The sequence below is a fragment of the Amycolatopsis mongoliensis genome (genome assembly GCF_030285665.1).
Classification (GTDB): domain Bacteria; phylum Actinomycetota; class Actinomycetes; order Mycobacteriales; family Pseudonocardiaceae; genus Amycolatopsis; species Amycolatopsis mongoliensis.
On sequence record NZ_CP127295.1, the window covers coordinates 94886 to 109205 of the forward strand.

Sequence of the window (14320 nt, forward strand, 5' to 3'; positions counted from 1 at the left end):
GCCCCCACTTTACGACGGCCCGCTCAGCCGACCCCCGCCAGGAACCGGTGCGCGGCCTGCACCGCCGGTTTGGACGATCCGGCCTCGGTCAGCAGCACGGCGAACGCCAGGTCACCGCGGTATCCGACGAACCAGCCGTGCGAGCGGGAGCCGTCCCCGAACTGGGCGGTGCCGGTCTTGCCCGCGACGTCGGGGATGTCACGCAGGCCGGTCGCGGTCCCCGCCGTGACGACCTCGCGCATCATCGCGCGCAACGCGCCCAGGACGTCGTCCGACGGCGGGTCGCCGACGTTCTGCGTGGTCGCGGGCATGCCCTTGACGATCGACGGCGTCGGCACCTTCCCGGCCTGCACGGTGGCCGCGGCCAGCGCCATACCGAACGGGCTGGTCACCACCGTGCCCTGGCCGAAGCCGTTCTCCGCCCGCTGGACGGCCGAGTCGCTGGGCGGGACCGTGCCGGTCACCGTGGTCAGGCCGGGGACGACGAAGTCCGCGCCGATCCCGAACGAGCGGGCGGCGTCGGTGAGCGCCGTCGACGGCAGCCCGGCGGCGAGCCGGGCGAAGGTCGTGTTGCACGAGCGCGCGAACGCCGTCTTCAGCGGGACGCGCCCCAGGTCGAACCGGCCTTCGTTCGGGACGACGCGGTTCTCGATCGTCGTGGTGCCGGGGCAGTCGACGGGGCTGCCGGCCTCGACGTCACCGGCCGACAGCGCGGCCGCCGCCGTCACGATCTTGAACGTCGACCCGGGCGGGTAGCGCCCGGACAGGGCCAGTGAGCCCTCTTCGTCGGCGGCTTCGTTCTGCGCGACGGCCAGGATGTCCCCGCTCGACGGCTGGATCGCCACCAGCGCGCCCGGGTACTGCTCGGTGGCCAGGGCCTGCTCGGCGGCGGCCTGGATCCGCGCGCTGAGCGTGCTGGTGACCGCGGGCGACGGGCTCGGCGGCTCGGCCTTGAGCTCGGAGACCTCGCCGCCGGTGACGTCCCGGGTGACGATCCGCCAGCCCGCCGCCCCGGCCAGCTGCTGCTCGACCAGCGCGCGGATGCCGGGGAGGACCTGCTGCCCGGAGCCTCGGGTGACCGGCAGCAGCCGCTCCTGGCTGGCGAACCGGACGCCGGGCAGGTCGTAGATCACCGGTTTGACCCGCTGGTAGTCGCCGGCCCGCAGGGTGATCACCGGGTAGGCGTCGCCGGGCTTGGTCTTGTTCATCCCGTCGAGCACCGACCGGCCGGTGACCGACGGCTCGTACCGGTGCAGCGCCTTCGCAAGCGAGCCGGCGACGGCGCTCGCGTTGCCCGTCTTCTGCGGGTCGACGACCACCCCGATCACGGTCTGCGGGCGCATCAGCGGCACGCCGTCGCGGTCGAGGACCGGCGCGGTCTCGGGCAGCTGCGGCAGCAGGCCGAGGGTCTGGCCGACGGCCAGCTGCGGGTGCACGACCGTCGGCTGCCAGTGCACCTGCCAGCCGTTCTCGGCCGCGCGCAGCTGGGCGTCGGCGCGGTAGGTCCAGGTGCGGCCGTGCGGCAGGTGCCAGGTGAGCCGGTAGCCGGCGGTGACGGTGTCGCCGTTCGCCGGCTCCTTCACCTCTTCGTCGTCGACGTCCAGGGACTCTGGCTCGAGCACGCCGCGGACCTGGGACAGCACGGTCGTGGCCGCGTCCGGCGAATCGGTGTTCGCGGCCGCGGCGGCGACGTCCCCGGCCGCGACGGCGTCGAGGAAGGCGGAGAGGGCGTCCTCGGGACCGTCGCCCGAGCACCCGGCGGTGGTCGCGGCGGCGAGCAGCAGCACCGCGAGCGCACCGCGGCGTCGACGTGCACTCATGGCGGGATGATGCCTGGTCAGCAGGGGTGTCCCGGCCTCGAAACGCCGCCACGGAAGAGTGGCTAGAAGAGCACCGTCGCGTACTGGCCGACCTGCTGGAAGCCGATCTTGCGGTAGGCCGCGAGGGCGGGGGTGTTGAAGGCGTTGACGTAGAGGCTGGCGGTGCGGCCCAGGCCTTTCACGAGCCGGTTGACCACGGCGGCGGTGCCGGCGGTGCCCAGGCCGTCGCCCCGGCGTCCGGGGTGCACCCAGACGCCCTGGATCTGCCCGACCGTCGCCGACATCGCGCCGATCTCGGCCTTGAAGACGACCTCGCCGTTCTCGAACCGGGCGAACGCGCGCCCGGCGCCGATCAGCTCGGTGACGCGGGCGCGGTAGCTGGCGCCGCCGTCGCCGCTGCGCGGGTCGACGCCGACCTCCTCGATGAACATCGCGACGGCCGCGGGCAGGTACCGCTCGAGCTCGTCCGGCCGGACGGGGCGGACCAGCGGGTCGGCCGCGACCAGCGGCGTCGAGTCCAGGGCCATCAGCGGCTGGTCGTCGCGGACCTCGCGGGCCGGGCCCCACTCGTCGGAGAGCTCGTCCCAGAGGCCGATGACCTGCTCGGCCGGGCCGACGAGCGACGAGCAGGTTCGCTGGCGGCGTAGCGCGCGGTCGGCGAAGGAGCGCAACGCGGGCGCGTTGCCGCGCAAGGGGATCAGGTTGGGGCCGGAGAAGCACAGCCCTTGGAGCCGCCCGGCGCGGACCGGGCGGTTGTCGGCGGCCCAGAGCTCGCCACCGAGCCGCCACGGGTCGAGGCCCGCGGCCTCGACCCGGGCGCTGACCATGCAGCTGCCCACCGGGTCGGCGGCGAGCGCGGCACGGACCGCCGGATAGTCCCGATCATCGAGCAGCCGTGCACCTGCAAGCCGCAACACGGGGTCCAGGGTGCCAGATTCGGCGCCTGAACGGAACGCGAGGCCCCGGACACGGTGAGATGAACAGCCCGGGTCGCGGTTCGCGGGGAGAATGAGTGTATGCAGCGGTATACGTACAAGGTCGTAGAGGTCCGGGAGAAGCTCGTCGGGGGCAAGATGTCCGGCGGGAAGCTCGAGAAGCTGCTCAACGACCACGCCGCCGACGGCTGGCAGCTGAAGGCGATCACTTCGGCGGAGGTGAAGGGCCGTGTCGGGCCCGGCGGCGTGGACGGGTTGCTGGTCACCTTCGAGAAGCCGGTCGGCTGAGGCGCGGCCAGCCCCTCAGGGCGCGCCGCGGTAGGTGCCGAACGTCCAGGCGTTGCCCTCCGGGTCGCGCAGGCTGAACGTGTGCGAGCCGTAGTCCGTGTCGGTCAGCTCCGCGGTGATCTCCGCGCCCGCGGCCTTCGCCTTCGCGTGGATCTCGTCGACGTGGTCCGAAACCACGTACACCGCGCCGGTGCCGGGTTTCACGGCGTCGTGGACACCGTCCGGCGGGCGGACGCTGCCCAGCATCACCGCGCCGCCTTCGGGCCAGCGCAGCTCGGCGTGCGCGATCAGGTCGCCTTCGGGCACCACCAGCGTCTCGGTGAAGCCCAGGACGTCGACGAGGAAACGGACCGCCGCCGGGGCGTCGTCGTAACGCAGGGCGGGCCAGACGTTCGGTTCAGGAGTCATGCCCGCGAGTCTTGCCCGCCGCCACTCCCTCGTCTTGGAGGAACGGGAGCTCCTCGGCGATCCACGTCCCCGGCGTGCACCCGGCCAGCGCCCGCCACTCGTTGCTCAGGTGCGCCTGGTCGTAGTAGCCGCACTCGACGGCCAGCCCGGCCAGGTCCGAGCGCCCCTGCCGCAACAACCGCCCGGCCCGCTCGAACCGCAGTACCCGCGCCGCCTGCTTGGGCGCCAGGCCCAGCACCGCCCGGAACCGCTCACCCAGGTGACGGCGGCTCCAGCCGACCTCGTCCGCCAGGTCCGTGACGCGCACCCGGCCGTCCGCGCCCCGCATCCGGCGCCAGGCCTCCCCCAGCTCGGGCGGCGGCGCCACCGGATCGACCGCCCGCGCCGCCAGCACGTCGTCGAGCAGGGCGAACCGCTCGCCCCAGGTCGGCAGCTCCCGCAGCCGGTCCGGCAGCGAGCCCAGGCCGAACTCGGCCAGGTCGCACACCTCGCCGCTCAGCTCCGCCGCCGTGACCCCGAACAACGTCCGCACGCCCAGCGGGTCGAGCTCCAGCTGCAGCCCTTCCTGGCTGCGATCCTGCCGGATCAGCACCGCGCGCGTGTGCAGCCCGCCGACGAGCCCCTGCAGGCTGTGCCCGGCCATCCGGACCGGCCCCGCCAGGCTGATGACCAGCGTCACATGCCGGGACGGCAGACCTCGGTGCACGGGCAGCGTCACCTCGTCCTGCGCGTACCCGACATAGCGCGTGACCAGCGGCCGCACCACCGGGTGCGGCTGCCGGACGGCCCAGGTCACGCTCACGAATACCAGCGTAAACGTCACCACCGGCAGTTCGGGTTCTGCTAACACGGACAGTGCGTCCCCACCGCGGAAGGAACCCCCGATGACGATCCAGGAGCAGGCGCAGCAGCTGGAGCTGCTCGCCGACCAGGTGCCCACCGGCATCGCGCTCGCCACGAAGAGCGACCTCGAAGATCTGCAGGCACAGGTGATGGGCCTGCTCGGGGAGACGTCGACCGCGACCGCGATCCAGGGTTCGATCCAGCTGGCGTCGCAGCAGATCGACGAGGTCGCCGCCGCGCTGGAGAACGTCCGCCTGCAGATCCGCGACGCCGCCCAGCACCACCTGCAGGGCTGACCCCGACGGTCGTGAGTGATCAGGGCGGTTCTAACCGCCCTGATCACTCACGACCGGCTGCGGAAGAGCGCCTGGGTCAGCCGGCGGTGACGACCGGCTCGCCCTCGCCGAGGGACTCGCCCGCTTCTTCGGCGATGCGCATGGCCTCTTCGATCAGCGTCTCGACGATCGCGTGCTCGGGCACGGTCTTGATGACCTCGCCCTTCACGAAGATCTGGCCCTTGCCGTTGCCCGAAGCGACGCCGAGGTCGGCTTCGCGGGCCTCGCCCGGGCCGTTGACGACGCAGCCCATGACCGCGACGCGCAGCGGGATCTCCATGCCCTCGAGCCCGGCGGTGACCTGCTCGGCGAGCGTGTAGACGTCCACCTGCGCGCGCCCGCACGACGGGCACGACACGATCTCCAGCTTGCGCTGCTTCAGGTTCAGCGACTGCAGGATCTGGATGCCGACCTTGACCTCTTCGACCGGCGGCGCGGAGAGCGACACGCGGATCGTGTCGCCGATGCCCTGGCGCAGCAGCGCGCCGAACGCGACGGCCGACTTGATCGTGCCCTGGAACGCCGGGCCCGCCTCGGTGACGCCGAGGTGCAGCGGGTAGTCGCACTGCTCGGCGAGGATCTCGTAGGCGCGCACCATGACCACCGGGTCGTTGTGCTTGACCGAGATCTTGATGTCGTGGAAGTCGTGCTCGGCGAACAGCGACGCCTCCCACAGGGCCGACTCGGCGAGCGCCTCCGGCGTCGCCTTGCCGTACTTCTCGAGCAGGCGCTTGTCCAGCGAGCCCGCGTTGACGCCGATCCGGATCGGCGTGCCGTGGTCCTTCGCGGCCTGCGCGATCTCCTTGACCTGGTCGTCGAACTTCCGGATGTTGCCCGGGTTCACGCGCACCGCGGCGCAACCGGCCTCGATCGCGGCGAAGACGTACTTCGGCTGGAAGTGGATGTCGGCGATCACCGGGATCTGCGACTTCTTCGCGATGGCGGGCAGCGCCTCGGCGTCGTCGGCCGACGGGCACGCGACGCGGACGATGTCGCAGCCCGCGGCGGTCAGCTCGGCGATCTGCTGCAGGGTCGCGTTGACGTCGGAGGTGAGCGTCGTCGTCATCGACTGGACGGAGATCGGGTGGTCGCTGCCGACACCGACCGGGCCCACCTGGAGCTGGCGGGTCTTGCGGCGCTCGGACAGGACGGGCGGGGGCAGGGCAGGCATACCGAGTGCGACGGTCACGGCCTCCAGCGTACCTACCCCGACCGGGCCACCTTCACCATGTCAACCGTCACGGTGAGCAGCATTACGCCCCGTGCGACCCGCCACGGAGGGGCCGGAACCCCTCCGTGGCGGAGCACTACTGCAGACGAATCGGGTTGACGATGTCCGCCGTGACCGTGAGCAGGGTCACCGCGCCACCGATGAGCACCAGCACCATCGTGATCCCGGACAGCCTCGTGTAGTCGACGGGCCCGCCGGCCACCTTGCCCCGCCGGGCGCGGATCCAGTCGCGGACGCGCTCGTACCAGACCACCGCGATGTGCCCGCCGTCGAGCGGCAGCAGCGGCAGCAGGTTGAACACGCCGATGAAGAAGTTCAGGCTGGCCAGCAGGAAGAAGAACAGCACCCAGATGCCCCGCTCGACGGCCTCGCCGCCGATCCGGCTCGCGCCGACGACGCTGACCGGGGTGTTCGGGTCGCGCTCGCCGCCGAAGATCGCGGTGACGACGGCGGGGATGCGCTCCGGGAACTCGACGAGCCGCTGGGCCGTCTCGGAGAACATCGTGCCGGTGAAGCTGAACGTGGCGCCGACCGCGGCGACCGGGCCGTACTGCGTGGTGGCGGCCGGCAGCTGCGGCGAGGCGCCGATCATGCCGACCTCCTTGACGCCCGAGCTGCTCCAGCGCTGCACCTTCGGCACGTCGACGACGAGCGACAGGCGCTGGTCGCCGCGCTGGACGTCGAACTCCGTCGGGCCGCTGGTGGCCTGCACGGTGGCGAGCATCTCGTCCCAGGTCGCGATCGGCTTGCCGCCGATCGCGACGATCTTGTCACCGGCCCGCAGCCCGGCGGCCTGCGCGGGACGCGCGGCGCCCGGCGGGCAGGTGGGGTCCTGGGCCTGCTCCTTCGTCGTGGCCGAGCGGGCGCAGGAGGTCGAAGCCAGCACCGGCTCGGTCGTGGTGGGGCCGGCCAGGTTCGGCAGCCCCATCGTCACGGCCATCAGGTAGAGCACGACGAAGCCGAGGATGAAGTGCGTGATCGACCCGGCGGACATGACGACCGTGCGCTTCCAGGTCTTGAACCGCCACATCGCGCGGGGAGCCTCGTCCGGCGTCACCTCGTCGAGCGCTGTCATGCCGGCGATGTCGCAGAAGCCGCCGAGCGGGATCCACTTCAGGCCGTATTCGGTCTCCCCGCGACGCCAGGAGAACACCGTGGGCCCGAAGCCCACGAAGTACCGGCGGACCTTCATGCCGAAGGCCTTCGCGGTGACCATGTGGCCGGCCTCGTGCAGTGCGACGGAGACACAGATCCCCAGCGCGAAGAGCACCACACCGATGATGTAGGACACCCGCTACTTCCCCTCGATGATCGAACCGGCCCGCGCGCGAGCCCAGCGCTCGGCGGCGAGAACGTCGTCGACGTCGCGCGGTTCGCGACGCCACTCGTCGGCGGCTCCCACCACCTCGGAAACAGTGTCCACTATCGACGTGAAGCCGGTGTTCTGCGCCAGGAACGCCGCGACGAGCTCCTCGTTCGCGGCGTTGTACACCGCGGGCAGGCAGCCGCCCGCGGTGCCGCAGTGCCGGGCCAGCTCGACGGCCGGGAAGGCCTCGTCGTCCAGCGGCTCGAAAGTCCAGGTCGCGGCCTTGTCCCAGGTGCACGCGGGGGCGGCGTCGGGCACCCGGTCGGGCCAGTGCAGGGCGAGCGCGATCGGCAGCCGCATGTCGGGCGGGCTGGCCTGGGCGATCGTCGAGCCGTCGGTGAAGGTCACCATCGAGTGCACGATCGACTGCGGGTGCACGGTGACGTCGATCCGGTCGGGCTCGATGCCGAACAGCAGCGCCGCCTCGATCAGCTCCAGGCCCTTGTTGACCAGGGTGGCGGAGTTGATGGTGATCAGCGGGCCCATCGACCAGGTCGGGTGCGCCATCGCCTGCTCGACGGTGACGTCGGCCAGCTCGGCCCGCTTGCGGCCGCGGAACGGGCCGCCGGAGGCGGTGAGCACGAGCCGGGCGACTTCGTCCTGGCGGCCGGCGCGCAGGGCCTGCGCGATGGCGGAGTGCTCGGAGTCGACCGGCACGAGCTGCCCGGGCTTGGCCGCGGCGAGCACCAGCGGCCCGCCGGCGATGAGCGACTCCTTGTTGGCCAGCGCGAGGGTGGCGCCGGTGGCGAGCGCCCGCAGCGTCGGCTCGAGGCCGCGGGAGCCGGGCAGCGCGTTGAGGACGGTGTCGACGGGCACGGCGTCGATCAGCTCGGTGACCGCGTCGGAGCCCGCGAAGAGCCGCGGGAGCTTGAACTCGCCCTGCGAATAGCCGCGCTTCTGCGCTTCGGCGTACAGCGCGAGCTGCACGTCTTCGGCGGCGGTGGCCTTGGTCACGGCGACGGCCTCGACGCCGTGGGCGAGCGCCTGCGCGGCGAGCGCGGCCGGATCGGCGCCACCCGCCGCGATGCCGGCCACCCGGAAGAGGTGCGGGTTGCGGGCCGCGACGTCCAGGGCCTGCACGCCGATGGACCCGGTGGAGCCGAGCACGAGAACGCTTCGCGAGGTAGTCATCGCGAGTCATTGTCGCGCGGGGCGTCTCCGCGGCGCACCCGGAGGTGTGGGATCATCGGCGCGTCCGTGGTTCAAGGGTCTTGAGGAGTTCATCGTGGCAGGCAAGGCGGTCGAGAAGCGGCCCGAGGTCGACCCCCGCGACGAGCCGTCCGCGGCCTGGGGCTGGCACGGTTCGTTCCCGAAGGCCACCCGCATCGCCGGCTGGGTCAGCGCGATCATCCTGCTCGTGATGATCAAGGGCAACCACGAGAACAACACCGAGAACGTGTGGCTCGTCGGCCTCTCGCTGTTCCTGATCCTGCTGCTGGTGCTCGACATCCGTAAGCAGCGCACGGCCTGGCGCAAGTAGTTGGTGACCCGCTAACGTCGCGGGTCATGAAGCTGCGCTGGGGTTTGGCTCTCGTCGGTGTCCTGGGTGCGTTGCTGGTGGCGCCGGCTTCGGCTTCGGCAGCCCCGGTGGTCACGCGGTGCGAGTTCACCCCGACCCCCGACAACCCCGCGGCACGTCCCGTGGTGCGGCCGCTGCCGTTCGCTTTGACGCGCGGGACGGTCGACGTGACGTTCCGCTTCAACTACGGCCCGGTGACGGTGCGGCTGAACCGCGCCGGGGCGGCGCCGTGCGCGGTGCACAACATGGTTTCGCTCATCCTGCAGCGGTTCTACGACCGGTCGCAGTGCTGGCGGCTGTCCAACTCCGCTCGGCTCGGCGTTCTCCAGTGCGGGGACATCTACGAGGTCGAGAAGGGCGGACCGGGGTACAAGTTCCCCGATGAGGTTTCCGGTACCGAGACCTACCCGCGCGGGACCGTGGCGATGGGGAACCAGGGGCCGGGGACCAACGGGTCCGAGTTCTTCATCGTGCACTCGTTCGCGAACATCCCGGCGAACTACTCGGTGCTGGGCCGCGTGGTGCGCGGCATGGAGGCGCTGGACCACATGGTGGCCGACGGCATCATCCCGACCGACCCGAACGGCCCGCTGGACGGCGCACCGGCGCACCCGGTGAAGATCCAGCGGGCGTCGCTCGGCTGGTAGCCAATCGCTTCACGCCCCCACCCTCGGATGGCGCGGAGATCACGAGCGTGTTCACGCTCATGGACCACTACCAGCTTCGACGCCCGAATCGTCACCCCAAAGAGTGAATGGCCCGCTCGCCCAATTACATTGTGCGAGTCAGCAGCCTGAGGGGTCTCACTCGATGATGACGCACGACCAGTACCTGGCCACGCGCAGGTTCGCCGCCCTCGACGGGGTCCGGGCCATCGCCGCCGTGCTCGTCGTCTTCTTCCATTACGGGGGCCCCAACTGGGAGCGGGCCAACGGCTGGATCGGCGTCCACCTGTTCTTCGTGCTCTCCGGCTTCCTGATCACCACCCTGGCCCTGCGCGAGGAAGCCCGCGATGGCCGGATCTCGCTCGCAGAGTTCTACATCCGGCGGGTGTTCCGGATCCTCCCCGTCTACTACGTCGTCCTCGGGGTGGTCGTCGTCTTCGCCTACTTCCGGGGCATGGGCCTGCGGCACAGCGGGATCCTCGCCGCCCTTCCGTGGAACGCCGCCTTCCTCGGCGAGTTCCACCAGATGATCATGTTCGGCCAGGCCTGGACGCTCGGCGTCGAGCAGAAGTTCTACCTCGTCTGGCCGCTGCTCGCGTTCGGCCTCGGCGCGCTCGGCTTCGTGAAACGCCTGAGTCTCGCCGCCGGCCTCGTCGTGCTCATGTTCGCGCTGATCTCCTTCCTGCCTTATGCGACCTCGTACTCGCCGATCCTCATCGGCTGCGCGCTGGCGATCGTGCTGCACCACCGCAAGGGATTCGCCGCATTGCGCGTGTTCACGCACCCCGTCGCCGGGCTGGTGGTCGCCGCCGCACTGATCACGGTCCAGACCACATTCGGCGAGATCAGCGAGCTGCTCAGCGACGAACACGGTGTTGTCACCAGCACGGTCTACATCCTGCTCGCCGCGCTGCTGGTACCGTCGCTGGTCGCCGGCGGGCCGCTCGCCTGGGTCCTGTCCCTGCGGCCGATGCGGTTCATCGGGGAGCGGTCGTATTCGCTCTACCTCATGCAGGGCGTCATCGCGGTGGCGCTCGCGGGCGCGATCCCGCAGTTCGCCCCGCACCGGACGCTCACCGCGGTCGCCGTGACTTTCGTCGGGCTGCTGGCTGCCGATCTGCTCTACCGCTGGGTCGAGATCCCGATGATCGACGTCGGTCGCCGCATCATCGCGCGGCGCCGGGCCAAGAAGACGGAACCGGCGGAGGAGGTCGCGCTGGTCGCGGCCTGACTCCGGACGGGAAAGCCGGGTGCCGCGCAGTGCAGCACCCGGCTTCGAAACCACCGTCAGCGTTCGCTCGCCGGCGACACCAGTTCGCTCGGCCCGCCGCCGGACTCGCCGGCCACCGCGGCCAGCTCCTCGCCCACCGACTCGCGGTCCTTCGGGCGCGCGTCCTTCGTCAGCAACGACGCCACCGCGCCGATCAGGCAGACCGCGATCGCGAAGCCGAACGCCACCGCCAGGCCGGACTGGAACGGGCCCGAGATCAGGTTCGGGAAGAAGCTGCGGCCCGTCAGGAACGACGCCTGGTCCGGCGGCAGCGCCGTCAGCTGACCGCCCAGGAGCTGCTGGATCGGGTTGTAGCCCAGGAACGCCGCGAACAGCACCGCCACCGCCGGCAGGTGCGCCACCTGCGTGGCCGCCGCCTCGGGGACGCCGTGGGCGATCAGGCCGTCGTGCATCGTCGACGGGAGGCTGCTCGACAGGCCCGAGATGATCAGGCTGAAGAAGAAGCCGATCGACAGGACCATCGCCGCGTTCTGGAACGTCGTCATCATGCCCGCGCCGGAGCCGCGGGCGTCCGCCGGCAGGCTGTTCATCACCTCGGCGCGGTTGGGCGAGGAGAACATGCCCATGCCGATGCCGTTGATCAGCAGGATCGCCGCGAACGCCCAGTAGTCGAAGTTCACCGGCAGGATGATCAGCAGCAGGAACGTGATCGCCGTGATCAGCAGGCCGCTGGAGGCGAGCAGGCGGCTGCCGATCCGGTCGGCGAGGATGCCCGACGTCGGGGCGGCCAGCAGGAAGCCGACCGTCATCGGGAGCATGTAGATGCCCGCCCACAACGGCGTCTGCTCGAACGTGTAGCCGTGCTGCGGCAGCCAGATGCCCTGCAGCCAGATGATCAGGATGAACTGCAGGCCACCGCGCCCGAGCGACGCCGTCAGGTTCGCGATGTTGCCCCAGGTGAACGACCGGATCTTGAACAGCGACAGCCGGAACAGCGGGTTGTCGACCTTGGTCTCGATGATCACGAACGCGACCAGCACCGCGACGCCGCCGATCAGGCAGCTCAGGACCATCGGGCTGCCCCAGCCGGTCGGCGACGAGCCGTAGGGCTGGATGCCGTAGGTGATCCCGATCAGGACGGCGATCAGGCCGAGCGCGAAGGTGATGTTGCCCCACCAGTCCATCCGCGCGTGCTTGCGAACGCCGGTGTCGTGCAGCTTGAGGTACGCCCAGATCGTGCCGATCACGCCGAAGGGCACCGACACCAGGAAGATCAGGTTCCAGTCGACCGGCGCGAGCACGCCGCCGACGACCAGGCCGAGGAACGAGCCCGCGATGGCCGCGACGCCGTTCATGCCGAGCGCGAGGCCGCGCTGGTTGGCCGGGAAGGCGTCGGTGAGGATCGCCGAGGAGTTCGCCATCAGGAAGGCGCCGCCGACGCCCTGCACGATGCGCCAGCCGATCAGCCACAACGCGGCCGCGTCGCCGTCGAACCAGGTGACGGCCAGCATGATGGAGGAAACGGTGAAGACGGCGAAGCCGAGGTTGTACATCCTCGCGCGGCCGTACATGTCGCCGAGCCTGCCGAAGCTCACCACCAGCACCGCGGTGACCACGAGGAAGCCCATGATCATCCACAGCAGGTAGCTGGTGTTGGCCGGTTCGAGGGGGTTGATGCCGATGCCCTTGAAGATGTCGGGCAGCGCGATCAGCACGATCGAGGAGTTGATCGTGGCGATCAGCATGCCCAGCGTCGTGTTGGACAGCGCGATCCACTTGTACCGCGGCCCCAGTTCCGCGATCGAATACGTCCGGCGTTCCGCCACTGTGCAACCCTTCTGCTCGCAAAGTCCCTTAGCTAGGCTAAGCAACTTGCTTGCGTATGGCAACCAACTGGGCGATCCCCCTGCGAGAGCATGATCACACTCGCTTGACTGTCCTTTGTGGACCCTTTACTCGAACGGCCGGGGAGTGTGACGGCAGGGGCTCCTCGGCGGCCTGCCAGCGCCCCAATGTGGCCTTCGGTGCGTCTCACGCACCGAAGGCGGCCTTGGGTGCGTGAGACGCAACCAAGGCCGCCTTGGGGCGCTTGCGGTCTGGGGAAGTTCGCAGCGGGTGTGGACAACTCGGCCGCACGCGTCAGGGACTGTCGGTGCCTGCCGGTAACGGTGAAATCGGGGGTCCCCCTCACGGCCGGGCGGAGTCGGCGGCGGTCGGGTGTCAACGGACCAGGCGGCCGAGCAGCGCGACCCCCTCGGCGATCTCCGTCGACGTCCGGGCCGCGTACCCCAGCACCAGCCCCGGGCGCCCCGGGAGCTGCCGGTGCCACGACAACGGCTGGACCTTCACCCCCTCCGCCAGCGCGGCCGCCGCCAGCGCGACGTCGTCCAGGTCCGCGTCGAACGTGATCGTCAGGTGCAGGCCCGCCGCCGCGCCGTGGACGACCGCCGAGGGCAGGTCCGTCGCCAGTGACCGGATCATCGCGTCGCGGCGGCGGCGGTGCCGGGAGCGGACCACCCGCAGCTGACGCTCCAGCTCGCCCGTCTCCATCAACCGGGCCAGGACCAGCTGGGCCAGCACCGGGTTGCCCAGATCGGCGAACCGCTTCGCCGCCACCAGGTCGTCACGGAACCGCGCAGGCGCCAACAGCCAGCCGACGCGCAAAGCCGGCGCCAGCAGCTTCGACACACTGCCCGTGTACAGCACCTCCGGCAACATCGACCGGACCGCGGGCACCGGCGCGCGGTCGTAGCGGTGCTCCGCGTCGTAGTCGTCCTCCACGACGATGCCGCCCTCGGCCGCCCAGCGCATCAAGGCGCGGCGGCGCTCGCCGCCCAGGACCACGCCCATCGGGAACTGGTGGGCCGGGGTCAGCAGCACGGCCGGAGCGCGCAGGCCGGCGACCCGCAGGCCGTCTTCGTCCACCGGGACCGGTGGCGTCGCCAGGCCGCAGTGGTGCAGGTGCTGCCGAGCGCCCAGCGAGCTCGGGTCCTCCACGGCGACCTCGTCGATGCCGTGCTGCCGCAGCACCTCCCCCACCAGCGTCAACGCCTGCGCGACGCCGGCCACCACGATGATCCCGCCGGGGTCGACGCGGATGCCGCGGCTGCGCGCCAGCCAGTGCGACACCGCGAGCCGCATCGCCGGCGCGCCGCGGGGGTCGCCGTAGCCGAAATGGGACGGCTCCAGCTCGTCCAGCACCGCCCGTTCGGCCCGCAGCCACGCCGCGCGCGGGAACGCCGTCAGGTCCGGGACACCCGGGGTGAGGTCGATCCGGGCCGGGGCCGCGCGGACCGCGTCGAACACCTCGACGCCCGGCATCGACGTGATCACCTTCGACGGCGGCCGGATGTGCGCGGGCGCCGGCGGGAGCACCGGCGCAGCCACCACCACCGTGCCGGCCCGGCCGCGGCCCGCCGCGTGGCCGTCGTCGATCAGGCGCTGGTAGGCCTCGGTGACCACACCCCGCGACACGCGCAGCTCGGCGGCCAGGACCCGGGACGCGGGCAGCCGGCTCCCGACCGGGAGGCGGCCGTCGGCGACGGCGGCGCGCAGCTGCCCGGCGAGCCAGTCCGCGAGCCCGCCCGGCGGCGCCTCGCGGACGTCGAGCTGGAGGAAGTCCGAGCCTATGGACCCCTCAGAGAGCGACGTTTTGGCTCTGTCCATCGAGCCATTGTCG

The 14320-nt window shown here is 71.2% G+C and carries 14 protein-coding genes; 5 read left to right on the forward strand and 9 right to left on the reverse strand.

Features of this window, described 5'->3' with window-relative positions:
• Window positions 1-23: 23 nt before the first annotated feature.
• Together QRX60_RS00430 and QRX60_RS00435 are read right to left on the reverse strand one after the other, a co-directional pair.
• Window positions 24-1820, reverse strand: a complete 1797-nt coding sequence (locus QRX60_RS00430) for a penicillin-binding transpeptidase domain-containing protein (protein WP_285998801.1) — start codon at window positions 1818-1820, stop codon at window positions 24-26.
• A gap of 62 nt (window positions 1821-1882) precedes the next feature.
• Window positions 1883-2737, reverse strand: a complete 855-nt coding sequence (locus tag QRX60_RS00435) for a GNAT family N-acetyltransferase (protein WP_285998802.1) — start codon at window positions 2735-2737, stop codon at window positions 1883-1885.
• 99 nt (window positions 2738-2836) lie between these two features.
• Between QRX60_RS00435 and QRX60_RS00440 the strand changes: the two genes are divergently transcribed.
• On the forward strand, window positions 2837-3043 hold the full coding sequence (locus tag QRX60_RS00440; protein WP_285998803.1) for a DUF4177 domain-containing protein: 207 nt from the start codon (window positions 2837-2839) through the stop codon (window positions 3041-3043).
• Window positions 3044-3058: 15 nt separating this feature from the next.
• Here QRX60_RS00440 and QRX60_RS00445 read toward each other — a convergent pair whose 3' ends face one another.
• Both QRX60_RS00445 and QRX60_RS00450 read right to left on the reverse strand, forming a co-directional pair.
• Window positions 3059-3451, reverse strand: a complete 393-nt coding sequence (locus tag QRX60_RS00445) for a VOC family protein (protein ID WP_285998804.1) — start codon at window positions 3449-3451, stop codon at window positions 3059-3061.
• Window positions 3441-4253 carry a helix-turn-helix domain-containing protein gene (locus QRX60_RS00450; RefSeq protein ID WP_285998805.1) on the reverse strand — a complete coding sequence of 271 codons (813 nt, stop codon included), beginning with the start codon at window positions 4251-4253 and terminating at the stop codon, window positions 3441-3443. Before QRX60_RS00450 ends, QRX60_RS00445 begins: the two co-directional genes overlap by 11 nt.
• An 82-nt stretch (window positions 4254-4335) precedes the next feature.
• Between QRX60_RS00450 and QRX60_RS00455 the strand changes: the two genes are divergently transcribed.
• Window positions 4336-4590 (forward strand): hypothetical protein, encoded by a 255-nt coding sequence (locus tag QRX60_RS00455; RefSeq protein WP_247062465.1) that lies wholly within the window; start codon window positions 4336-4338, stop codon window positions 4588-4590.
• 76 nt (window positions 4591-4666) lie between these two features.
• On the opposite strand, the gene ispG is transcribed toward QRX60_RS00455, so the two are convergent.
• The 3 genes from ispG to dxr form a co-directional block, all read right to left on the reverse strand.
• Window positions 4667-5818 carry a flavodoxin-dependent (E)-4-hydroxy-3-methylbut-2-enyl-diphosphate synthase gene (gene ispG / locus QRX60_RS00460; protein ID WP_285998806.1) on the reverse strand — a complete coding sequence of 384 codons (1152 nt, stop codon included), beginning with the start codon at window positions 5816-5818 and terminating at the stop codon, window positions 4667-4669.
• 118 nt (window positions 5819-5936) lie between these two features.
• Entirely contained in the window at window positions 5937-7151 is a 1215-nt protein-coding gene (locus QRX60_RS00465) for a M50 family metallopeptidase (protein ID WP_285998807.1), read from the reverse strand.
• 3 nt (window positions 7152-7154) lie between these two features.
• On the reverse strand, window positions 7155-8357 hold the full coding sequence (gene dxr, locus QRX60_RS00470) for a 1-deoxy-D-xylulose-5-phosphate reductoisomerase (protein WP_285998808.1): 1203 nt from the start codon (window positions 8355-8357) through the stop codon (window positions 7155-7157).
• Between the two features lie 94 nt (window positions 8358-8451).
• Between dxr and QRX60_RS00475 the strand changes: the two genes are divergently transcribed.
• The 3 genes from QRX60_RS00475 to QRX60_RS00485 all read left to right on the forward strand — a co-directional run bounded on the left by QRX60_RS00475 (window position 8452) and on the right by QRX60_RS00485 (window position 10641).
• Window positions 8452-8706, forward strand: coding sequence for a DUF2631 domain-containing protein (locus tag QRX60_RS00475; protein WP_155545384.1), 255 nt, complete (start codon window positions 8452-8454; stop codon window positions 8704-8706).
• A gap of 26 nt (window positions 8707-8732) precedes the next feature.
• Entirely contained in the window at window positions 8733-9392 is a 660-nt protein-coding gene (locus tag QRX60_RS00480; protein WP_285998809.1) for a peptidylprolyl isomerase, read from the forward strand.
• 163 nt (window positions 9393-9555) lie between these two features.
• Window positions 9556-10641, forward strand: a complete 1086-nt coding sequence (locus QRX60_RS00485; protein ID WP_285998810.1) for an acyltransferase family protein — start codon at window positions 9556-9558, stop codon at window positions 10639-10641.
• 56 nt (window positions 10642-10697) lie between these two features.
• On the opposite strand, the gene QRX60_RS00490 is transcribed toward QRX60_RS00485, so the two are convergent.
• Both QRX60_RS00490 and pdxR read right to left on the reverse strand, forming a co-directional pair.
• Entirely contained in the window at window positions 10698-12467 is a 1770-nt protein-coding gene (locus QRX60_RS00490; protein WP_285998811.1) for an MFS transporter, read from the reverse strand.
• 394 nt (window positions 12468-12861) lie between these two features.
• Complete coding sequence (pdxR, locus tag QRX60_RS00495; RefSeq protein WP_285998812.1) at window positions 12862-14307, reverse strand: MocR-like pyridoxine biosynthesis transcription factor PdxR; 1446 nt, start codon at window positions 14305-14307, stop codon at window positions 12862-12864.
• Between the last annotated feature and the right edge of the window lie 13 nt (window positions 14308-14320).

What these genes read in the sequence shown, in the direction of transcription:
- QRX60_RS00430 (WP_285998801.1), bottom strand. Translation starts at nt 1,820, where the DNA reads ATGAGTGCACGTCGACGCCGCGGTGCGCTCGCGGTGCTGCTGCTCGCC.
- QRX60_RS00440 (WP_285998803.1), top strand. Translation starts at nt 2,837, where the DNA reads ATGCAGCGGTATACGTACAAGGTCGTAGAGGTCCGGGAGAAGCTCGTC.
- QRX60_RS00445 (WP_285998804.1), bottom strand. Translation starts at nt 3,451, where the DNA reads ATGACTCCTGAACCGAACGTCTGGCCCGCCCTGCGTTACGACGACGCC.
- QRX60_RS00455 (WP_247062465.1), top strand. Translation starts at nt 4,336, where the DNA reads ATGACGATCCAGGAGCAGGCGCAGCAGCTGGAGCTGCTCGCCGACCAG.
- dxr (WP_285998808.1), bottom strand. Translation starts at nt 8,357, where the DNA reads ATGACTACCTCGCGAAGCGTTCTCGTGCTCGGCTCCACCGGGTCCATC.
- QRX60_RS00480 (WP_285998809.1), top strand. Translation starts at nt 8,733, where the DNA reads ATGAAGCTGCGCTGGGGTTTGGCTCTCGTCGGTGTCCTGGGTGCGTTG.
- QRX60_RS00485 (WP_285998810.1), top strand. Translation starts at nt 9,556, where the DNA reads ATGATGACGCACGACCAGTACCTGGCCACGCGCAGGTTCGCCGCCCTC.
- pdxR (WP_285998812.1), bottom strand. Translation starts at nt 14,307, where the DNA reads ATGGACAGAGCCAAAACGTCGCTCTCTGAGGGGTCCATAGGCTCGGAC.